Source organism: Alteromonas genovensis (assembly GCF_010500895.1).
Lineage (GTDB): Bacteria > Pseudomonadota > Gammaproteobacteria > Enterobacterales > Alteromonadaceae > Alteromonas > Alteromonas genovensis.
Genome location: NZ_JAAAWO010000002.1, coordinates 206,878 through 228,077, shown reverse-complemented (window position 1 = coordinate 228,077; position 21,200 = coordinate 206,878). Strand labels below are relative to the sequence as shown.

18 protein-coding genes and 1 tRNA gene are annotated in these 21,200 nt (G+C 44.6%); 9 read left to right on the top strand and 10 right to left on the bottom strand.

The window, feature by feature from the left end; genetic code table 11:
- From flgB to GTQ48_RS03740, 3 genes are all read right to left on the bottom strand, one after another.
- Positions 1 to 432, bottom strand: coding sequence for a flagellar basal body rod protein FlgB (gene flgB, locus GTQ48_RS03750; protein ID WP_163105232.1), 432 nt, complete (start codon positions 430 to 432; stop codon positions 1 to 3).
- A gap of 204 nt (positions 433 to 636) precedes the next feature.
- A complete protein-coding gene (locus GTQ48_RS03745) occupies positions 637 to 1,467 on the bottom strand; it encodes a CheR family methyltransferase (protein WP_032094372.1) in 831 nt (276 codons plus the stop codon).
- Positions 1,468 to 1,482: 15 nt separating this feature from the next.
- Positions 1,483 to 2,412 (bottom strand): chemotaxis protein CheV, encoded by a 930-nt coding sequence (locus GTQ48_RS03740; protein ID WP_032094371.1) that lies wholly within the window; start codon positions 2,410 to 2,412, stop codon positions 1,483 to 1,485.
- A gap of 224 nt (positions 2,413 to 2,636) precedes the next feature.
- Here GTQ48_RS03740 and flgA point away from each other — a divergent pair, with 224 nt between their 5' ends.
- The 3 genes from flgA to flgN all read left to right on the top strand — a co-directional run bounded on the left by flgA (position 2,637) and on the right by flgN (position 4,530).
- Positions 2,637 to 3,353 (top strand): flagellar basal body P-ring formation chaperone FlgA, encoded by a 717-nt coding sequence (gene flgA / locus GTQ48_RS03735; protein ID WP_163105231.1) that lies wholly within the window; start codon positions 2,637 to 2,639, stop codon positions 3,351 to 3,353.
- Positions 3,354 to 3,456: 103 nt separating this feature from the next.
- Positions 3,457 to 3,786 carry a flagellar biosynthesis anti-sigma factor FlgM gene (gene flgM, locus GTQ48_RS03730; protein WP_032094369.1) on the top strand — a complete coding sequence of 110 codons (330 nt, stop codon included), beginning with the start codon at positions 3,457 to 3,459 and terminating at the stop codon, positions 3,784 to 3,786.
- Positions 3,787 to 4,098: 312 nt separating this feature from the next.
- The gene (flgN, locus tag GTQ48_RS03725; RefSeq protein WP_163105230.1) at positions 4,099 to 4,530 is read left to right on the top strand and encodes a flagellar export chaperone FlgN; all 432 of its coding nucleotides are present in this window, start codon (positions 4,099 to 4,101) and stop codon (positions 4,528 to 4,530) included.
- Between the two features lie 112 nt (positions 4,531 to 4,642).
- Here the strand turns inward: flgN and GTQ48_RS03720 are convergent, their stop codons facing one another.
- Complete coding sequence (locus tag GTQ48_RS03720; RefSeq protein WP_239059996.1) at positions 4,643 to 5,077, bottom strand: LPP20 family lipoprotein; 435 nt, start codon at positions 5,075 to 5,077, stop codon at positions 4,643 to 4,645.
- Positions 5,078 to 5,790: 713 nt separating this feature from the next.
- On the opposite strand from GTQ48_RS03720, the gene GTQ48_RS03715 reads away from it, so the two are divergent.
- The 3 genes from GTQ48_RS03715 to smrA all read left to right on the top strand — a co-directional run bounded on the left by GTQ48_RS03715 (position 5,791) and on the right by smrA (position 8,070).
- A complete protein-coding gene (locus GTQ48_RS03715) occupies positions 5,791 to 6,972 on the top strand; it encodes a flagellar assembly protein T N-terminal domain-containing protein (RefSeq protein WP_163105228.1) in 1,182 nt (393 codons plus the stop codon).
- 78 nt (positions 6,973 to 7,050) lie between these two features.
- Positions 7,051 to 7,126, top strand: a tRNA-Arg gene (locus GTQ48_RS03710).
- A gap of 356 nt (positions 7,127 to 7,482) precedes the next feature.
- Positions 7,483 to 8,070 (top strand): DNA endonuclease SmrA, encoded by a 588-nt coding sequence (smrA, locus tag GTQ48_RS03705; RefSeq protein WP_163105227.1) that lies wholly within the window; start codon positions 7,483 to 7,485, stop codon positions 8,068 to 8,070.
- 108 nt (positions 8,071 to 8,178) lie between these two features.
- Here the strand turns inward: smrA and GTQ48_RS17505 are convergent, their stop codons facing one another.
- Together GTQ48_RS17505 and purL are read right to left on the bottom strand one after the other, a co-directional pair.
- A complete protein-coding gene (locus tag GTQ48_RS17505) occupies positions 8,179 to 8,319 on the bottom strand; it encodes a hypothetical protein (RefSeq protein ID WP_203565083.1) in 141 nt (46 codons plus the stop codon).
- Between the two features lie 242 nt (positions 8,320 to 8,561).
- A complete protein-coding gene (gene purL / locus GTQ48_RS03700; protein ID WP_163105226.1) occupies positions 8,562 to 12,449 on the bottom strand; it encodes a phosphoribosylformylglycinamidine synthase in 3,888 nt (1,295 codons plus the stop codon).
- 175 nt (positions 12,450 to 12,624) lie between these two features.
- Between purL and mltF the strand changes: the two genes are divergently transcribed.
- A complete protein-coding gene (gene mltF / locus GTQ48_RS03695; protein ID WP_163105225.1) occupies positions 12,625 to 14,007 on the top strand; it encodes a membrane-bound lytic murein transglycosylase MltF in 1,383 nt (460 codons plus the stop codon).
- A 374-nt stretch (positions 14,008 to 14,381) separates the two neighbouring features.
- Here the strand turns inward: mltF and tadA are convergent, their stop codons facing one another.
- Complete coding sequence (gene tadA, locus GTQ48_RS03690) at positions 14,382 to 14,939, bottom strand: tRNA adenosine(34) deaminase TadA (protein WP_163105224.1); 558 nt, start codon at positions 14,937 to 14,939, stop codon at positions 14,382 to 14,384.
- Between the two features lie 288 nt (positions 14,940 to 15,227).
- Between tadA and GTQ48_RS03685 the strand changes: the two genes are divergently transcribed.
- The gene (locus GTQ48_RS03685) at positions 15,228 to 15,461 is read left to right on the top strand and encodes a hypothetical protein (RefSeq protein ID WP_032094361.1); all 234 of its coding nucleotides are present in this window, start codon (positions 15,228 to 15,230) and stop codon (positions 15,459 to 15,461) included.
- Between the two features lie 103 nt (positions 15,462 to 15,564).
- Here the strand turns inward: GTQ48_RS03685 and GTQ48_RS03680 are convergent, their stop codons facing one another.
- Entirely contained in the window at positions 15,565 to 17,496 is a 1,932-nt protein-coding gene (locus tag GTQ48_RS03680) for a monovalent cation:proton antiporter family protein (RefSeq protein WP_203565082.1), read from the bottom strand.
- A 364-nt stretch (positions 17,497 to 17,860) separates the two neighbouring features.
- Here GTQ48_RS03680 and GTQ48_RS17870 point away from each other — a divergent pair, with 364 nt between their 5' ends.
- Positions 17,861 to 18,760 (top strand): GGDEF domain-containing protein, encoded by a 900-nt coding sequence (locus GTQ48_RS17870; protein ID WP_163105222.1) that lies wholly within the window; start codon positions 17,861 to 17,863, stop codon positions 18,758 to 18,760.
- Positions 18,761 to 18,876: 116 nt separating this feature from the next.
- On the opposite strand, the gene tilS is transcribed toward GTQ48_RS17870, so the two are convergent.
- Both tilS and accA read right to left on the bottom strand, forming a co-directional pair.
- Positions 18,877 to 20,211: a tRNA lysidine(34) synthetase TilS gene (tilS, locus tag GTQ48_RS17865; RefSeq protein ID WP_163105221.1), complete on the bottom strand. Its 1,335-nt coding sequence runs from the start codon at positions 20,209 to 20,211 to the stop codon at positions 18,877 to 18,879.
- 18 nt (positions 20,212 to 20,229) lie between these two features.
- Positions 20,230 to 21,186, bottom strand: coding sequence for an acetyl-CoA carboxylase carboxyl transferase subunit alpha (gene accA, locus GTQ48_RS03665; RefSeq protein ID WP_032094358.1), 957 nt, complete (start codon positions 21,184 to 21,186; stop codon positions 20,230 to 20,232).
- Positions 21,187 to 21,200: the final 14 nt, after the last annotated feature.

The window sequence follows — 21,200 nt, the reverse complement described above, 5'->3', positions numbered from 1 at the left end:
CTACTGCCCTCCAGAGCCTAGTGCTTTTTTCATACCTTTAATCTTTCCGTTTAAGAACTGCAAACTCGCTTGGTAGCGAAGTCCGTTATCTAGGAAGCGATTCCTTTCAGACTGAACTTCAACAGTATTGCCATCACCGGTATCAGGTTGATTAGGGATACGGTATTGCATGTCAAAATTTGCCGCGACTGACGAAGGATTGCCGCTTAGGTGGCGTTCATTGGTACGAACTAATCCACCAGTGCTTTTATGTTTACCCTGAACACCTTCGTTCAGGGCTGACTGCATAGCTTTGTTAAAGTCGATGTCTTTTGCTTTGTAGCCAGGAGTGTTAGCGTTCGCTAGATTGCCAGAGATGACTTCCATCCGCTCAGTGCGGATCTTAAGCGCTGATTCGTGGAACCCTACTAACTTATCTAGATTGATCGCCATTGACTATGACCCCTAACTTTTCACCACCTTCTGATGCGTGTTGTGCCATCAGAATGGTATTAATTACCTTCTAGTGAAATAGTTAGCAAGGCGAGTGCCAGTTTGGATTTTGACGTTTGATATTTTGCGGAATAAGAGGAGCGGGTAATGAAAAAGCCTTTAAAATTCAGCTTTCAAACTACCCTAATTTACTTTGTTACTGCCCTACCGTTTTTGGTAATAAAGGCCAGGTTGGCATTTAACCATAGAGTAAGTGTCGCTGGCTGAACTTATGGATTCAGAAGCGCCAAGGAAAAGAACGCCTTTTGGCTGCAGCTGACCGGCAATTTGTTGCAGTATCCGCTGCTTTACGTCTGCAGAGAAATAAATGAGTACGTTACGGCAAAACACAATATCAAACCGGCCGAGGGCGGCATAGCTCGACAACAGGTTAAAACTTTTAAACGTCACCATGCGACGCACTTCTGGCTTTATCTGCATTCGCCCCATTTCGTGCTGCTGGAAAAACGTTTGTCTGCGCTGCGGAGAAAGTCCTCGCGCTAGAGATAGTTCATCGTAAACACCGAGCTCGCATTTAGACAGCATTTCAGATGACAAATCTGTCGCCACAATATCAACACCTCCTCTCAAGATGCCAGGACGCTGTCGCTGAAACTCTAAAATTGCCATTGCTATTGAGTAGGGTTCTTGACCTGAGGAGCAAGCCGCACTCCAGATTTTGATATTTCTATTGGTTTTGGCCAAATCAGGAAGCAAATCTTTTACAAGAAGATCAAAGGGGTAGTTATCGCGAAACCATAAGGTTTCATTTGTCGTCATGGCATCGATCACGCTTTGCAGCAATCCGCGATCGTGACCGCGCACAACCACATTAATCAATTCATCTGCAGAGCTATAGCTGTATTTATACAGTAAAGACGCCAGTCGACTTCGTACTAAATACTGCTTGTTTTCGCCAAGCACTATTCCACACTGCTTTTCTAAAAACTGCCTAAACTTTAGGTAGCCCTCTGGCGAAACCTCTTTATTAATCAATCCTTTGGTGCTCCGTTATTCGCATTCAGTCATTAGCCATTTTTGCACTGCGGTCGCTAATTCGTCAGGGTGGAATTTTGCGATAAAGTCATCGGCGCCCACCTTCTGAACCATAGCCTGATTGAATACGCCACTTAACGAGGTGTGAAGGACAACATGAAGCTTTTGCAGTTCAGGCGTGTTCTTTATCTCTGCAGTTAACGTATAGCCATCCATTTCAGGCATTTCAATATCAGAGACTAAAACACCAACTCGCTTCGTGATATCGCCATACTCTTCGGCAATTTCTTTTAAACGCTTAAGCGCCTCAAGACCATTTTTGGCGAGCTCAATCTCAAGACCTAATGAAGTCAGCGCCTTTTTAACCTGATTTCTTGCAACTGTGGAATCATCCGCAATAAAAATAATTTTGTTTTCTTGCCCTTCGGTGGTTAACCCTTCAGCGACTTCTGAGCTAACTTCTGCATTCAACGGAGAAATTTCATTAAGTATTTTTTCAACATCGAGAATTTCAATGAGTTCGTTCTCAACTTCCGTTACTGCGGTGAGGTAACTTGCGCGCCCGGTACCCTGAGGTGGCGGCATTATCGCGTCCCAGTTAGTATTAATGATGCGTTCTACCGCGCCCACTAAGAAACCTTGAACTGAGCGGTTATATTCTGCAATTACGATGAAGGCGTTAGACAGGTCTTCTATTTTTCTGCCTTTCGTCGCCATGCTTAAATCGATAACGGAAATTGTCTGTCCACGTATATGGGCAATTCCCCGTACCAGAGGATTTAGCTTGGGCATGGAAGTTAACGGAGGGCACTGAAGCACTTCGCGAACTTTAAACACGTTTATGCCAAAGCGCTGACGTCCGTTTAGCCTAAACAATAATAATTCTAAACGATTCTGCCCCACAAGCTGCGTGCGCTGGTTAACTGAATCTAAAATCCCCGACATAAGTCACCTCTAGGTAATTCTGGGCATGAACATTGCGTTATCCAATAAGATAGACAAGAACACTTGGTTTTTGCAGGTTAAACGACAGAAAAATGACAGTATCGCCTAAAACTTTTAAAAGCAACTCTCAAAGGCGACTGACATTAGAAAGCTCGGTCATGGTAACCCCGCATCTTGTTACTAAGCATAGCCAATAACTCACGAACTGAACACGAAAAGTCACAATGAAAAAATTGAATAGCAAAGGACAACAGAAAACATTGGCCGCCATTGCGCTTATTATGTCGAGTGCAGTGTCATTTTCATGTGTTGCGACAGACAGTTTACACCGTGTTGTGGAAAATGGCGCAAAAGACTACCTAGTATCGCAACTCGCTGATAATACGGCGGATACTAACATCGACGTCGATATTATTAAAATAGACGATAGGATAAATATTCCCGAATGCCCCGAGGGCTATCAGTATCACACGTCCGAAGAAGCCCTTCGTCAATCGTACATTTCTGTGCGGGTGAGTTGTCAAAATAATGATTGGTATTTATTCACCAGTGGTCAGGTATCAAGGACAAAAGATATTGTGGTGACCTATGGCGCGGTTAGCCCCGGCACAGTGTTAACCTCATCAAATTTGAAAATGGCGAGTGTAGACATTAAACGTCTTCGCTACACAACGTTTACCAACATTGAAACGCTAGTTGGTGCACGTATGAAACGCCGCGCCACAAATGGACAGGCTATCCAGGCAAATATGCTCTGTTTTGTATGCAAGGGCGATCGTATTACCATCTCTGCCGAGGTAGGCAAAATGAAAGTAAAAACCGCCGGTATAGCGCAACAAGATGGCGTGGTAGGCGATAACATTCAGGTACTCAATGCGAGCTCAAAAAAGACAGTTATAGCCAGAGTCGCCAGCGTAGAGAGAGTCGTGATACAATTATAATAATGGCGTACGAAAACTATCCTTTTTACGTTAATTTGGGCTAAAGAAAATGTCTCAGCGGCCGATAACGTATAGAGAGGTAAAAAGGTAGTGAGGAACTATTATGGCTATTAACAATATAAACAATGGGTTACCAAAAAATCCCGTTGATAATGGTAAGGTTTCACAACAAAACCAGACCCAGCAAGCTCAACAGCAAGCGACTGCTAAAACCGCCACTGCGGCGCCAGCACCTCGCCAAGATTCTGTTTCGTTGACGCAATCGGCCCAGCAGCTGAACCAAGTTCAGAAGAAAGGGACTGAGGCGCCAGTTAATCAGGAAAAGGTCGATCGTTTGAAAAAAGCAATTCAAAGCGGTGATTACCAAATCAACCCTGAAGTACTTGCAAGTAAGATTGCAAAAGCTGAGGCAGAAATTTTCGGCACTAAATAGCGTTTGCGCAAAGCACAGGGTAGCAATAGCGCAGAGCTTTGGAAACGACCAATACTCAGTAGTGAGGGTATAACGTAGGTTCCAAGCTTCGCTGCTTTAGTATCATCGCTAACGGCTCTATGCAACGCTAAAGGCTCTAAGTAGCGCTAAAGGCTTCTGCCAATCCTCTTGCGGCGAGATATAAAGCGCTAACTTGAAAGCCACCATCTAAAAGCGTACATTATTCAAACTAGACGTGCCAACTTCGCAGCGAACAGTTAACAACAGAAGCTTAGCTGTCAGAAAAAGCGAATAAACCATAAGAGTAATAAATTGACGAATCAGCATGAAAACTTAACATCGGTATTAAGAAGCCAGGTGGATCAGCTGACGGCGCTTTCTGGGCTATTAGAAAGAGAGCTTCATCTTATCAGCTCTCGTGATGCCGAAGCGTTAATGACCTTGCTTGATGAAAAAACCCAGATTCTAGAGGAAATCCAGATGTTAGACGCCACCGCAGAATCAATGTTTGCGAATGGTCAGTCTTACACAGAGGAAGACGATGCACTTACAGATAAGGCTAAAATTTTGCTTGATGACTGTAAGTATCGTACTCAGGTAAACCAAAAAGCAGTTGAACAGGGTCAGCTTCGTTTAACCCACCTGCGCAACCTGATGATGGAAGTACGTGCGAAAGAATCGCTTACGTATGACAAAAAAGGAAAGCCGAAAGGCGGTACCCTTGGTTCAGGTGTGAGCGCATAGCGTTTATAGACAGCGCTTAAACATAACTTCTACAACGCTGCTAATTACACCGCTGTATTTAATATACCCTTCACGAAGTCCCGCTTTAATATAATCAGTCTATCTTCGCCGCTTAGTAATATTTAACGTCTTTTACTCTTCGAGGCTTAGCCGTCGTCAAATATATGTCGTGCACACGTTTCATATCCAAAGAAAGTTCTGTGACATACGTGTCTTCACCTACGGGGTAAGTTTTCACAATTTTTGCTCCCCTGATTACGCCATCCACAGAAGCACGTAAGGACTCACTATCAACAACTAAACTAGATAATGATTGGCTGCCTTCGATACGTTGACCGTAAACCTGTTCGGCTAACTCTCTGTAGGCCTCTAGTTTTGACGCTTTCATCGCCATTAAAAGCTTTACGTTAGCATTACTGCCCTGCTGTGATTCGATAGGGGCATACCCTATGGCGGTAAGGACAGGGTACGACGCTGGCTCAACCGTTTCCCACTCAACATGCTTATCGATGACACCACAGCTCGCGAGCGTCATGATACTAAACATAAGTAAAGCAGCTTTCACTCTAACAACACTTGTTGAAATACCCATTACATTCTTTCCTATTCCTGATATCACACGTAACGATTAACTAAGTTGCTCACTCTGTCATCATTAACCTTGATGATGTGCGTTACGCTTATATCTGCGATAATTTTTTTATGCTTGTGCTTTGCTTGTATTTTGCTTGTATTTTTCTATGTGCAAGGCTTGTGCCTAATCGATGCAACGCTTGTGCCTAATCATGTGCGTAGTTCACAAGAGAATACATTTTTTTGAATAACCTATTTATACTCTGCTTAAAAACAGTTTATCGCAATAGAGTACAATCACAGTGCTAACGACTCGCGCTTTTGCAGGGCTCATTCTTTTTAGTGCTGAGCTTTTTGAACTGCTGCGCCTTTTAACTAAGCTGCGTCTCTAGGTTCCTCAGTGCTTTTTAATTACGCTTCGCAACATTTTCCCCTATCACCTGGCATCCCCTCTCACTTGGCATTGTTTTAGCATAAATGTATGCAGTTATAAGGCCATTACAAAATACGTGGCGTCCTTTTTGTGTAGAAGCGCTTTATGTAAAAGAGCGAGTAAAAGCACTCAATACTACATTGTGGAATTGCTGAGTCATTTATGCAGTCACTACAAAGCCATCGCAAGTAAGCGTTGACAAACGTCAAACACAAAAAAAGCGATGCATTATTTGCAGCGTTCGTGAGGTTTATATGCAAAGTAAAAAGATAAAAGGCTACGCCATTTTGATCAATGTGTGTGTGGCACTGGTTTGCCTTATTGCCTTGTTTAGTGGGCAATCCCATGCCATGTGGTATGAGGCGAAAGGGCGAGCGATTATCTTAAATGGTGACAAAGAAACCGCTAAACGTGAGGCAATTGAAGAAGCCCTCAAACAAGCCATGCTTTTCTCAGGGGCATCTATCAAAAGTGTTCAACAGCTTACCAATGGATTACTCGAAAACGAAGAAATGACCATTCGCAGTACGGGCGAAGTTGAACAATTAGAAATTATCGACGAAAGGTACAATGGCGAAGTTTTCACGGTGAGTATTAGGGCTGATATCTTCCCTGCCAGCCAACAATGCGCCGCCATATCTGATATCAAGCGTTTTGCAACAACCCACTTCCTTATTCCAAATAGACAACAACTTACCGAGGGCAATATTAGGCACTTAGATGAAGCGGTAACGAAACGCTTTGCAGACTTAATGGCTAACACGACTGATACGCTTCGCTTGTCGTACATTGCACCGCATACAGCAAAATTTAAAAGCGAGTTTACCGAACAAAACGTGCGTTCTTTGTCACAAAGAGGAAACTCTCAATTTGTGATAGTGGGTACCATTGACGACTTGAGTATTAAAAGAGAATCAGCCTCTATATTTACGCCGTGGGCCGATGATAGTGTTGACAGATACTTTGGAATGACTCTTCATGTTTTTGACGGCATCAATGGAGGCAAACTCTTTACCAAGTCTTACAGTACACATGCGCAGTGGACATTTGACCGATTTGCTCAAATCGATGAGTTTTCAAATTACTTTTGGCACTCTACTTATGGTCGTGCGGCACAAAAGCTAATGATAGACGCTATTCAAGACTTAAAAGAAGCAACAGCCTGCCAACCGGTAACAGGGCGAGTGGTTAATGTGGCCGGAAATATTATTTCTATTTCGTTAGGGCGAGATAACGGGTTGCAAGACAGCGACGAGCTTGTGCTTTATCAGGCAAAAGAAGTTATGGATAATAAGGGAAAGAAATACCTTCAGTACTCACTCTACCCTGGTGTTTTTGTGGTTGAAAATACCTTTGCAAACTCTTCAACCATTATTCACAAAAACTCTGGTTTGGTTGCAAATATCCAGGAAAATGACTTTGTGGTGAAAAAATAAACGCACTAGAAGCAACGGGGTAATTATCCTAAATCCAGGGTTCCGTATTTGGCTTAGGTGGGTATAATCGAAGGGCAAGTCCCCATAGTTTAACTGGATAAAACAAGAGCCTCCTAAGCTTTAGATCTGCGTTCGAGTCGCGGTGGGGACGCCATAATTTGACAATCTCCTAATTTTATCTTGTACATTTTCACATACAGACTGCGTTGTTTATGCTCTGTAGATTTTGCTTTTAATCATATCCACGCAATATTATATAGAGAGTAGATAACGTATTTAGAGAAAATAGAATGGATAATGACACAGAACGCGACTGTGCAGACGAGCAGAATAGCCAAAAGGATATATGGGACGTGATTGAGATGTTAAACGAGCCCGGCGCTATTTTCTAACCCCAGTGAAATTTACAACTTAATCCCCATATCCTGTTTTAATGTACAAAACATCTGTCGTTATTTAAGCCATTAAGTAACGTGTTATTGAAGCCAGTTATAACCTCGGGGAGCCGTTATGAGCCATTTCGAACACGATGAATTGGATTCTTTTTTCGCTGAGATGCAAGACGTAAAACCCATTATCTCTGACGATAAAGCACAGCTGCACGACCCAGAGGCAGCCTTAGCAGAAAAACAGAAACGCGCTTCTCTGCAAGCCTCCATTCGAGATAAATTAAAAAACCCCCTAAGTATGGAAGGTGTAAAGCCTGTGCCGCTTGATGACTTTATACAATTTCAGCAGCCAGGTATTCAAGATGGTGTATTTAAAAAGCTAAGACTAGGAAAGTACCCGCTAGAGGTAGTGATATCTATGGCGGGAAAAACCCTCGATGAAAGCAGAAATTTACTGTATCAGAACGTGATTTCGGGGCATGAAAAAGGCGTAAGAGCACTTTTGATTAAGCATGGGACTGGTGAAAACTCTAAACCATTTCCGGCTTTAAAGAAGAGTTACGTTAATCATTGGTTGCGCGAACTTGAGGAAGTAATAGCGTTTCATACCGCGCAGCCTATGCATGGCGGATTTGGCGCTACCTACGTATTATTAAAGAAACATCCTCAACAAAAATTGATAAACAGAGAAAAAAATAGGAAAGGATAAGTACCGCTCAAACTTAGGGGGAGATGATCATAGAAAAATAGCATCGCCCAAAATGATTAAAGCCCGTAATAAACGTATTTATTACGGGCTTTATTATTTTCTTTCAGACTACTTAACTGAAGATTGCACACTTAGCGTTGTTGGAGCGTCTGCAGATTTTGCAGAAGTACTAAATACGGCGGTAATAAACATAAATACCACGGCAACGGCGACTCCAGTCAAGCCAAACCCTTTTGAGGAACGATTCATTGTTCGTCTCTTATTATTTAAACTAGTATTGTTACCAATAACTAGTGCAACCCAATTCAACTCCTGTAACCAAATTGCAATCCGTGCAGCACTACAATAGATCAGCGATACGCCAATAACAAGGGGCAAAAGCAAAATATTGACGCTAAGCCAATGGTTTGACACAAAAAGTGCCCTTGTTTAATAAATCAGCAGCTATGTTGGCTGCAAACAGCCAACATAAATTGCGCTTATCATTGATTTTAACCGACAAACCTACGTGCGTTTCTGAAAATCCGCATCCATGCCCCATCTTCTTCCCAGTCATCTGGGCGCCAAGAATTGGCTACAGCTCTAAATACCCGCTCAGGGTGCGGCATCATAATGGTACTGCGCCCATCGGCTGAAGTAAGACCGGTTATCCCTTGTGGAGATCCATTAGGGTTAGCAGGGTACTGCATGGTTGGATTGCCAAAGTTATCCACATATCGCAACGCTACATGCTCGTTTGCTTTTGCTAGTGCATCAGCATTGGCAAACTCTGCTTGCCCTTCGCCGTGGGAGACCGCTATTGGCATACGCGAACCGGCCATGCCATCAAGTAGCACAGATTTTGATTTCATCACTTCTACCATAGCAACACGCGCTTCAAAGCGAGCCGATTGGTTTGTTACAAAGTGAGGCCAATGCTCAGTGCCTGGAATAAGTGATTTCAAGTTAGACAGCATCTGACAGCCGTTACACACACCTAAACTAAAGGTATCGTCACGAGTAAAGAACTGCTCAAATTGATCTCTAGCCATACTGTTAAAGAGTATCGACTTCGCCCAGCCCTCACCTGCTCCTAAAACGTCACCGTAAGAGAAGCCGCCACAAGCGGCAAGACCCGCAAAGGTGTCTAGTGAACTTCGACCTGAAAGAATATCACTCATGTGAACATCTACCGCATCAAAGCCTGCACGCGTAAATGCCGCTGCCATTTCAAGGTGGGAGTTAACGCCCTGCTCTCTTAATATAGCCACTTTAGGCTTAGCGCCAGTAGCAATGTAAGGTGCCGCAATATCGTCATCAACATCATAAGTTAAGTTAGCGTGAAGGCCTGGATCTGTCGCGTCTTGCTTAGCAATATGTTCTTGCTCTGCACAAGTGGGGTTATCCCGCAGCTTTTGCATCTCAAACGTTGTCGTTGCCCACGTGGTTCTCATCGACACTCTGCTATCAGCCAGTACAGCAACGCCATCGCGCTGAAACTCAATCATATCGGTAGTATTAACAGAACCAATATCATAAGTAATGTCGGCAACCCCGTGCTCTGCAAGAATGCTATTTACCGCGTCACTATCGCGTTCTAGTACCTGCAGTACGCCACCTAGCTCTTCGTTAAATAACACTGATAAATCACTACCAGCGAGTTTATCTAGCGTCACTGTGACGCCGGTTTTACCAGCGAAAGCCATTTCCGCAACGGTGGTAAATAAGCCGCCATCAGAGCGGTCGTGATACGCTTGTACAAGACCGTTTTCCAATAGCGCTTGAATAGCGTTGAAAAAGCCTTTCAGTCTGGTGGGTGAAACCACATCTGCTGGGCTGTCGCCGAGTTGCTCATACACTTGCGCTAGGCAGCTAGCGCCAAGACGATTGTTGCCCTCACCAAGGTCAATGAGTAATAACTTACTGTCGCCTTTGTCAGTTCTTAGCTGAGGCGTTACGGTTTTACGAATATCTTTTACCGCACCGAATGCAGTAATCACCAAAGACAGGGGTGATGTGACTGATTTTTCTTCGCCATCGTCCTGCCATGCCGTTTTCATCGACATAGAGTCTTTACCCACTGGAATAGTTAATCCCAACTCAGGGCAAAGCTCTTCGCCAACAGCTTTAACCGCTTCATATAAACCTGCATCTTCACCAGGGTGACCCGCGGCCGTCATCCAGTTTGCAGACAATTTAATACGTTTAATATCACCAATGTAAGAGGCCGCGATATTTGTCAGCGCTTCCCCTACGGCAAGTCGTGCAGAAGCCCCATGAGATAACAAGGCGACTGGGGTGCGCTCTCCCATTGCCATTGATTCACCGTGATAGGTGTCAAAGGCACTGGCCGTAACCGCGACGTCAGCAACGGGAACTTGCCACGGCCCCACCATTTGGTCGCGATTGACTAGTCCTGTAACAGAGCGGTCGCCAATGGTAATAAGGAAGGTTTTTTCAGCTACCGTAGGTAGTGACAAAATGCGCTCTGCTGCTTCACTTAAGCTGATTTGACTGTCGTCAAAGGCAGGTGAATGTGCAACCTTTGATGTAACATCGCGGTGCATTTTAGGTGGTTTACCCAGTAAAACGTCTAATGGCATATCGATAGGTTTATTATCGAATTGACTGTCATTAAGGTTTAAATGCTCTTCAACCGTCGCTTCACCCACTACCGCATAAGGTGCCCGTTCACGGGCACAAATCGCTTCGAATACTGGCATATTTTGTGGTGCTACTGACATGACATAGCGTTCTTGCGATTCGTTACACCACAATTCTAACGGCGTCATACCGGGTTCGTCTGACAATACTTTTCTAAGCTCAAAGTTTCCGCCGCGACCACCATCGCTGACTAATTCGGGTAACGCATTAGACAAGCCACCCGCACCAACATCGTGGATAAACTGAATAGGGTTATTTTCACCAAGCTGCCAACATGCATCGATAACTTCCTGACAGCGACGCTCCATTTCTGGATTCTCTCGTTGTACAGAGGCAAAATCTAAATCTTCGTTTGACTGACCTGATGCCATTGATGAGGCTGCACCGCCACCAAGACCAATATTCATCGCTGGCCCACCAAGTACAATTAGCTTGGCACCTACCGTGATTTCACCTTTCTCAATTTGATCACGGCGAATATTACCCAGCCCACCGGCTAGCATAATAGGCTTGTGATAGCCTCTTATTTCTACACCGTTAAAGCTGTTTACTTCTTGTTCGTAAGTACGGAAGTAACCCAACAGATTAGGACGACCAAATTCATTGTTAAACGCAGCGCCACCTAATGGGCCTTCTGTCATTATATCAAGTGCACTAACAATGCGCTGCGGCTTACCGTATTCACTTTCCCACGGCTGCTCTGAACCTGGAATGCGAAGGTTAGACACCGTAAAGCCAACAAGCCCAGCTTTTGGCTTAGAGCCTCGGCCAGTCGCGCCTTCATCGCGAATTTCACCGCCAGAACCTGTAGCAGCACCGGGAAAAGGCGAAATAGCCGTTGGATGATTGTGTGTTTCAACCTTCATCAGAATATCGATATCTTCGTGATGATATTCGTACTGATGAGACTGAGGATTTGGGAAGAAACGTCCGGCTTGCCACCCTTCCATTACCGCTGCGTTATCTTTATAGGCAGAGAACACGCTGTCGGGCAGCAATTCGAAGGTATTTTTGATCATTTTGAAAAGTGACTTTTCCTGATCTTTTCCGTCGATGGTCCAGCTGGCATTGAAAATTTTATGACGGCAGTGTTCAGAGTTTGCTTGTGCAAACATATAAAGCTCTACGTCCGTCGGGTTTCTACCTAACGTCGTAAAGCTGTCAAATAGGTAATCAATTTCATCATCAGCAAGCGCTAAGCCTAAAGACACGTTGGCGTTTACTAGTGCATCTTTTCCGTGTTCTAACATCTGTACAGAAGTAAAGCTTTTCGCCTCTGCCTGTGCAAAAAGCACCGCCGCATCATCAGTATTGGTAAACACCGATTCTGTCATTCTGTCGTGTAAGAAACTAGCAACTAGGGCAAAATCGTCATCACTTAAGCGGGTATCGGTATCGATGTAGAATGCACAACCGCGTTCAATACGGTTAATAGTATCAAGGCTACAGTTATGAGCGATATCAGTGGCTTTTGAGGACCAGGGTGAGATAGTACCTGGACGAGGAGTGATAAGAAAAAGTGTTCCAGAAGGCGACTGTGTTTGCCTAGCAGGTCCGTAAGTGAGCAGTTTTTCTAAGATTTCTATTTGCTGATTGGATAAGTCACCTTGAGAATCTACTAGGTGAATATATTCGCTATAAAGGTTATTCACCTTAACGCCGGATTGACCCAGCTTTGCAATCAGTTTAGTTTGGTTAAACTCTGATAGTGCGGGAGCGCCTCGAAGGACCAACATAGTGCTTTACCTGGTTGTTTTGAAACAACGACCACCAATGCGACGCGTTGCCTCTTAAATTGATGAGTAATTCGGCGCGGATTATAGAGCAATTACGCTCATTTGGTAACCTCAATACGACCTTACGTGAAATTTTTTTGAAATTTTTTTAACTAACACAAATAAGAAAAGCGCTATGCAGTTACAACGCTATAAAAAGCAATTTCGACTTTACGCCCTTCTGATACTTTCTGTTGTCACCATAGCGTGCACGGTGCCCTCTGTGCCGACTGCACTATCGCAGCTACTTGAAAGAAACTCTATTAAAGTTGGAACCGTATATGGCGCCGGCACGTTTTACAATGGCGCCGGCGGGCCCCAAGGGTTTGAATATGAACTTTTGGCTGGCTTTGCGGATTATCTCGGGGTAACGCTCGATTTGTACCCGTTTTACAGTTATGACGTTATGTTGCAACAGCTAGAAGAAGGAAACCTCGACATTGTTGCTACTGGCGATGCCGTTACATCAAATTTGCAGCAGCGCTTTGACTACGGACCAGCGTATCAATTTGTGGATCAACAGCTAGTATTTAAGGCCGGTACACCCCGGCCTCGTGATATACAAGCGCTATCGTCACCTATTATTGCCGTGTCGGGCAGCAGTCAAGTACACGTACTGAACGCACTCTTGAATCAATCGTCTACTGACGTAACGTCATCAAAGGTTATCACCACCGAAGATTCTGATTCAGAGGAATTGCTGCAGCAGGTCGCATCAGGAGAAATTAGCTTTACAGTGGCCGACAGCAATCGGCTCGCGTTACAGCGCAGGCGCTATCCTAGCTTGGCTGTGGCAAAAACCTTAAATGCGAAAATGCCCATGGCTTGGGCTATGCCGGTAAACCAAGATGACTCAGTGAAAGCGGCGATAATTGAGTATTTTGGAACGGTACATCAGTCAGGATGGTTTACCGTTTTAGAAGACAAATATTTTGGACACATTCGTCAGTTTGATTATGTTGACAGCAGAGCATTCAAGAACGCTGCAGAGTCTATCCTTAAACAATACCAACCCTTATTCAAAAAATATTCGGGCGACTTAGACTGGCGATTATTAGCTGCGATGAGCTACCAAGAGAGCCACTGGGAGCCGGACGCAGTTTCTCGCACTGGTGTTAGGGGGCTGATGATGCTCACCCTTGATACCGCCAGTGACTGGGATGTAAGCGATCGCGTTGACCCTGAACAAAGCATTCGCGGCGGCTCGCGATATTTTGCCAGCTTATTGAGTCGAATACCTGCGCGAATTGGTAACCCTGACAGAGTATGGATGGCCATGGCCGCGTACAATATAGGTATGGGGCACTTAGAAGATGCGAGAGTATTAACCGAGCGACAAGGCGGTAACCCTGACCTATGGGTGGATGTGAAACGCAGATTGCCGCAGCTTAGGCAGAAAAAATACTATCGCACTACCCGCTATGGCTATGCTCGCGGCGATGAAGCAATGCAGTATGTTGAAAATATCAGGCGCTACTACGACAGCCTAGTATGGCTAGATGAACAAAATAAAATATGATCTCAGTCTGCTGGCTATTGAAATATGTCATTTAAGTGTCATCTCTATGGCGTAAGTTTGGAAGTATAAGCCCAACCCAGCATGATACCGATAAGGTACATAGGTTTGGGGATTATTTGGCTTCCCAACATCGTCAAGATAGGGAGAGTATATGAAGAAAAATAGATTTATGAGAAAGGGGATTACATTGAGAAATAACAATAGACGCAGACTGTTGATAAAGAAAAGCCATCAGAAAGTACTGCACCGCAGAAGGCTTTATGTCACTAATGACATGTTCACCCAACTGACCAGAAGCTCAGAGCAATGATAAATGCGTGCCCTGGTTTTTAACTGCCCCATTTGTAATTAAGCTTATCGATAACTGCCCAGATTTATAACTGCTTTGGCTGCAGTTCCTCATTTTGCTGGGAGCGCTTCGCTTTTTTAGCCGCTTTTATCTCTTCTCTTCGCCTTTTAAAAAATGCAGAAATTTTGTTAGCGCATTCATCGGCTAATACCCCAGACTCGATTTCGGACTGATGATTGAGTACAGGATGCTGTAGCAAATTCATCACCGAACCGGCAGCGCCTGTTTTTGCATCCCAAGCTCCAAACACCACGCGCTTGACTCTTGCATGCACCAGCATGCCTGCACACATTGAGCATGGCTCTAAGGTAACGTAAAGCGTTGCGTCTATAAGGCGATAGTTTTGCACATGTTTAGCAGCCTGAGTCACCGCATGCACCTCTGCGTGAGCGGTGGGGTTGTGATCTTGTATTGGCGTATTCCAGCCTTCACCTATTACTTCGCCATTAGCTACCACGCATGCACCCACAGGAACCTCGCCAATTGCTTCGGCTTTATCAGCAAGCCTCAAGGCATGTTTCATCCACTCTATGTCTTGTTCATTGGCCTCTGAGTGTGAGGAAATCGTATTGTCAGGCGTCATGTAACGGCATACCTCGTAATGACCATTTTAGTTATTCCTTCGTCAATATCACCAAAACAGTTAGTGATTTTCATCATCCAAAACACTAAAACATTCACCTTAATAATATAAACCATTGTTAAAAAATGCTTTTTTATCGATGGCAACAATCTTGCTGTACATTTATCAACAAATAGGGTTTATTTAAATCATCGATATTAAGTAAACACGCTGTGTCAAACAGCCTAACAAGACAAACTAATTGTTATCGACTACACTTTTTTAACGATATTTGAGAGGGATGCCACCGTGAATTTAACTGCTATTGCTATTGTTGCTATCTGTGCTTGGGCGCTAGTCAGTATTATCGACAGCGCGAAAGATAAGAGCAAGAAAAAACTTAACAGCAAGGAATTCGATGCATACAAATCGGAAATTGCTGAATTAAAAGAACGTATTTCGGTATTAGAGAAAATCGTTACCGACGAAAAATACGACCTCAAAAAACAGTTTGCTGATTTAGAAAAAGACCGTGTAGCTTAATGGGTTATAGATTTTGAGGTTACAGTTCTTAAATGCGCACTTAACAGGGCGCACTTTAAAGGACATGCTCTAAACGACACACCTTAAAGCGATTTAAAGAGGGCTAATTGCCCTCTAAAAGTTTACGCTCCGCCCGCTCCACTCTTCGTGGCTTGCCCGCAATAACAAGCACATCATGGGCTTGTAATATCGCGTTTTCATTTGGCTCTTTTACTTCATTACCGTCTCGACGCAGTCCTTTCACCTTTACCCGCATGCGGGCAAAGTCAATGTCTTTTAAAGGTTTACCCACAAATGCAGCGCCTTCGCTAAGCACAACGGCATGGATAAACTCCAACTTATCCTCTGTGCCGTAGCTTATCTCTGTGGTTTCACCTGGGTAGAAACCGTGCATGTGATCGTAACGGCCTTTTCGCTCTGCTCTTACTCGCTTCAATATTCTCGACATGGGTACACCAGCGTAATGCAACACCTGAGAGACTAGCATTAAGCTTCCCTCCTGCAGTTCAGGCACAACCTGGTTTGCTCCAGCAGAATAAAGACTTTCTAATTGATAATCTCGCTTCGTTCTCACCATTACGTCTGTAGAGGAAATGGTTCTGGCTTGGGTAATAACTTGTTTGGCTTTATCTACCTGGTCGAAGGCCACTAACACCAAGGTGGCCTTTTCAATCGCAGTACTTATCAGAATATCTTTTTGACTGGCGTCTCCAAAAACCACTGGCTCTCCTGCATTGCGACTTTCTTGTACCCGTACAGGGTCCATATCTATAGCGACAAACTTTATTCCTTCCATTTTTAACATGCGTGCCACCGACTGTCCTACGCGACCGAAACCGCAAATAATGACATGATTAGTCAGGCTATCGTGGCGTAAACTCGTTTCCTCATCGGTGAGGGCTAAATCGCTTTTCACGATACGCTTTGCAATCAGCACACTGTTACTCATTAACCACGGGGTTAACGCCATGCTAATGACCCCCATACTGATAATGAGTGACGATTGTTGGGTTGAAAGTACACCGTGTGTAGTTGCAAGGGCTGCGATGACGAAGCTAAACTCTCCTATCTGGCAAAGTTTCACGCCAGCCGACCATCCGTCAATAGGGTCGGTTTTAACCAGCATTGATGCAAGCCTTACCAGTACCACCTTCACCAGCATAAGGGCAAAGACACCAAAAACGATTTCAAATAGATTGCTCCACAACACGCTTAAATCGAGCTGCATGCCAACGGTAACAAAAAACAGTCCCATCAAAATGTCTCTAAAGGGGCGAATATCTGCCTCTAGCTGATATTTATACTGGCTTTCTCCCAACATCATTCCGGCTAAAAAAGCCCCTAGCGCCATTGAAAGACCAAAATAGTAGGTTAAGCCACCGGCCAATAAAGCGATTAAGATAGTGGTAAGAACAAACAGTTCATCGGTTCTCGTTCTGGCGATCTCTCTAAATACCCATGGAAGTACCCACTTACCAACAGACATAAGAAAGGCGATAACGAACACACCTTTAAGTAATGCCTCACCTAATGCTAAGCCAATGCTTACTTCACCTGTTTGTGCTAGCAAGGGAATGGCAATAAGGAAAGGGACAACGGCTAAGTCTTGGAAAAGTAGAATACTGATTGCTAGCTGAGTGCGGCGATTGTTTAAGATCCCCATTTCAGTGGCCTGCTTTATTACAATAGCTGTCGAGCTTAGCGCGAGGGTGCCGCCCACAATGATGGAAGCACTTAATGACAACCCTAAAAAGTATGGAACGCTTGTGAAGACTGCGGTGGTGATTAACATCTGCCCCAAGCCAACCCCAAATACTAAGGAACGCATTGCAAGCAATTTAGGTAATGAAAATTCAAGCCCTAGAGAGAACAGCAAAAATACAATGCCCACTTCAGCCAGCAGATGCATCTGCTCTGGATGAGCAAATACCGATAATATTTGTGGGCCAGCAAGAATGCCTGCAAAGAGGTAGGCAAGAATAGGTGGTAAGTGCGCTCGCTTAAATAAAGCAACCGCACACACCGATATAAACATTAAAACCACTATGTTTAAAAAACCAGCTCCCACTTTACCTCCGTTACTTCTTTTTAAATATTCAGTGATGCTACGTCACAGCTCTCGCTGAATTAGCAGAGCCACTGAGTTGGCAGGGCCGCCTAGTGCGAAAGCCCTATGCGTCAAAAAAGAATTGGCACTCAGTTTGCAACGCTCTTAATCAATAACGTGTTAGCGTGCACGTTTTGCATCTGCCCAGAGCATTCGCAGATATGACAGCCCCGATGCACGCCAGCATTTAAGATAAATATTGCCGCCCTTGCCTATGCTTGGCGTCAGTATACGCACCAGTGTCAGTGATTTGACACACAACCGATGCAACATATTGCGAAAAGGGTACGCCGTGGAATTTTCAACGTCAGTATACGATAGCACACACCATAGCAGTTTTTATCCGAGAGAGTCACAGGCTCACGGTCTTTCTGTGAGTGAACTGACTGTATTCATCAATCGACTACTTTCTACACTTGAGCTTGAAGAGTTGGGAACACTCTATTTCCAACAGCTGAACGCTCTTTTGCCAGTGGCAGGTTTGAGCTTGACTGATTTTGACCCCCGCTGGGTGTACGGCAATGCAAAAATTTCGTCAACCTTGATTGATTTGCCTCTGCAAGGCTCTGCATCGAAAGGTGGAGAACAAGCCCACGCTTACTATTACATTAGCTCACCTCTTTCGCTGTCGCAACGTGAGATACTTTTTCAACTTCATGATTTATTTGGTAAACAAGTAAAACATGCCGTATCGCATTCACGCATGAAGAGTATGGCAACAAAAGATGGCTTAACTGAGCTGGGTAATCGTATTGCCTTCGAACAAGCTATGATACGCCAGCGTAGCTGGGCACAGCGTCGAGATGAACCATTTTCATTGTTGGTCTTAGACTTAGATAACTTTAAGCAGGTGAATGACACGTTTGGACACAGCGAGGGAGACCGTGTGTTGGCACACGTGGCTTCGCGATTAGTGAACGTGCTGCGCAATGAAGATGAGCCTTTTAGGTATGGTGGCGATGAGTTTTGCTGCATTTTAGACTGTCAAACCGAGCAGCAGCTTTTATGCGCTGCTGAGCGAATAAAGGCCAGTATCAGTAGTTCCGATTACTTGGTGAATTTAGGCATTTCATGCAGCCTAGGCGGCGCACTCTATCGTGTAGGTGATACAACGCACAGCATGTTCGACCGAGCTGATAGTGCGCTGTACAAAGTAAAAAGTTCAGGGAAAGATGATTATCAAGCCGCATAATCACTGTTACCTGCATACCAAATTAGAATTTTTGATTAGGGCTCTGTCTTCTTTACGACTCTGACCCAATTGCAAATCTGTTCTTTTTATAACTAAAACGCGGCAAACTCTTGCCGCTAATCCTCTGAGCAGTACTCGATACGTATATCTACCTTTACGCTGTTATCTTCACGTCTTAAATAAAGGCACTCCCTATTGGCAATGACTGCTACCGGAGTATCGCCAATAAAAATTACCGGTACGCCCTGTCGCTCCCAACGAGGTACGCGCCATACCTTAAACCAATTTTTTAACTCTTTTGACACTCCAGCTTGCTCAGGTTTTACCTTAAGCCCTCGCATATCAGTTTTAAGACAAATTGCCTCGTCACTGTTTTCAAGAGACACGGTGACGCTCATACTCAACCACGCAAGGTAAGTCATCTCGTGATTGTTGAGTGCTAGCGTTACCGGAATATCTTCTGTTGGCTTTGCCACCCAGTAAATATCGCCATTAGAGCGCGCAATTTTACCCCACTTAAACGACATTTCCGGTGTAGCGTCTTGTTTAGCACCTAGCATGGAAAGCAGTTCATCTAACTGTGCTTTTGACGGCGCTAGTTGTCCTTGCTGGGTAAACCACAATCGAATCACTGCTTTTTGCCAGGGTATCGATAGTGTTGTCAGAATATCACCACTAAGACGAACAGGTGATAGCTTGCAGTCGTTTAAAAATTGATTGGCAGTATCATTGATTAAGTGAGACTGCTCTGCACATAGGAGCGCACTACGACTTACCGTTTTGGCCAACTCAGGCCAGCGTGCAACTAAGTCAGGAATGATATCATTTCGCAAAAAGTTTCTATCGAAACTGGTTTCAAAATTCGACTCATCTTCAACCCAGCTCAATGCCTCACTATGGGCAAAACTGACGATATCTGTCTTTTTGAGGTTTAACATAGGTCGTAAAACCAAGGTATCGCCTCGCCACTGAGACTCAGCCATACCGGCAAGCCCTTGCGGCCCTGCTCCACGTTTTAACTGCAGCAGTACTGTCTCTAATTGGTCTTCTGCATGCTGCCCAAGAAGCAGCACGCCTCCTATTTGCTCGCAAGCGCTTAGTAGGGCGTGATAACGCGCCTTTCTTGCCTCAGCTTCAATACTTTTACGTGAACTTGTATCAACGACAACCCGCTGCTGGTGATATACAACATCATTTATTCTGCATTGTAAGTCGCAATGCTTTGACCACCCATCGGCATTATCGCTTAGCCCGTGATGAATATGCACTGCATGTAGCTCGCAGTGGTATTGGTCGCGATATAATAAGGCTAATTGTAAGAGTACTGATGAGTCCACGCCGCCGCTAAATGCAACGACAAGGGGGGAATGTAAAGGAAGATTAGCATCGTTGAGACCAGCAGCTATTGAGTCAATTACCTGCTGGCCTATTTCAGTTGATATGGGGGGCACACACTGTCCGTTTGTTAATTAGCAGTAGCCAAACGACATGAGTCGCTGATAACGCTCTTCAAGAAGTTTGTCTTTGTCTAGCTCTTTAAGTTGACTCAGCTGCTGCTTCAGTACCGCTTTTAAATTGGCAGCCATGCTGTTGTGGTCTCGATGAGCACCGCCCAAAGGCTCCTCAACAATACTGTTGATCAGCCCGAGCTCTTTAATTTGCGGAGCACTAACACCCATTGCCTCTGCGGCTAGCGGCGCTTTCTCTGCACTTTTCCACAAGATAGAAGCACACCCTTCAGGTGAGATAACAGAGTAGGTGGAATATTGAAGCATATTTACTCTATCGCCCACACCAATGGCTAATGCACCACCAGAGCCGCCTTCACCAATAACGGTACAGATGATAGGCACAGTGAGCTCTGCCATTTCGAAAAGATTCTTTGCAATAGCTTCGCTTTGCCCACGCTCTTCAGCGCCTACGCCAGGGTATGCACCTGGGGTATCGATAAAGGTAATGATAGGTAAATTAAAACGTTCCGCCATTTTCATTAAACGTAACGCTTTGCGGTACCCTTCTGGCTTCGGCATACCAAAATTGCGTCTGACTTTTTCGTTGGTATCTCGACCTTTCTGGTGTCCAATTACCATTATTGGCTGTCCGTCTAGCATTGCCGGGCCGCCTATAATCGCTTTGTCATCCGCAAACGCTCTATCCCCTGCTAATTCATCGAATTCACTAAAAATACGAGGAATATAGTCCAATGTGTATGGACGCATCGGGTGGCGGGCTATTTGAGAAACCTGCCATGCGCCGAGATCTGAGAAGATTTTCTTCGTTAGATCGGCGCTTTTGCCTCGTAACTTGTTGATCTCTTCTTCAATACCAACATCGAACTCACCGCCTTGATTAACCAGTCTTAGCTCTTCTATTTTTGCTTCTAATTCGGCTATGGGTTGCTCAAAGTCCAAAAACTGTATGCTCATTTTATGTCCTATTC

Coding starts and splice junctions, on each gene's coding strand:
- GTQ48_RS03740 (WP_032094371.1), bottom strand. CDS start 2,412: ATGTCGGGGATTTTAGATTCAGTTAACCAGCGCACGCAGCTTGTGGGG.
- GTQ48_RS03680 (WP_203565082.1), bottom strand. CDS start 17,496: ATGTTTATATCGGTGTGTGCGGTTGCTTTATTTAAGCGAGCGCACTTA.
- smrA (WP_163105227.1), top strand. CDS start 7,483: ATGAGCCATTTCGAACACGATGAATTGGATTCTTTTTTCGCTGAGATG.
- flgM (WP_032094369.1), top strand. CDS start 3,457: ATGGCTATTAACAATATAAACAATGGGTTACCAAAAAATCCCGTTGAT.
- accA (WP_032094358.1), bottom strand. CDS start 21,186: ATGAGCATACAGTTTTTGGACTTTGAGCAACCCATAGCCGAATTAGAA.
- GTQ48_RS03720 (WP_239059996.1), bottom strand. CDS start 5,077: ATGTTTAGTATCATGACGCTCGCGAGCTGTGGTGTCATCGATAAGCAT.
- purL (WP_163105226.1), bottom strand. CDS start 12,449: ATGTTGGTCCTTCGAGGCGCTCCCGCACTATCAGAGTTTAACCAAACT.
- tadA (WP_163105224.1), bottom strand. CDS start 14,939: ATGACGCCTGACAATACGATTTCCTCACACTCAGAGGCCAATGAACAA.
- GTQ48_RS03715 (WP_163105228.1), top strand. CDS start 5,791: ATGCAAAGTAAAAAGATAAAAGGCTACGCCATTTTGATCAATGTGTGT.
- mltF (WP_163105225.1), top strand. CDS start 12,625: ATGCAGTTACAACGCTATAAAAAGCAATTTCGACTTTACGCCCTTCTG.
- flgA (WP_163105231.1), top strand. CDS start 2,637: ATGAAAAAATTGAATAGCAAAGGACAACAGAAAACATTGGCCGCCATT.
- GTQ48_RS17505 (WP_203565083.1), bottom strand. CDS start 8,319: ATGAATCGTTCCTCAAAAGGGTTTGGCTTGACTGGAGTCGCCGTTGCC.
- flgB (WP_163105232.1), bottom strand. CDS start 432: ATGGCGATCAATCTAGATAAGTTAGTAGGGTTCCACGAATCAGCGCTT.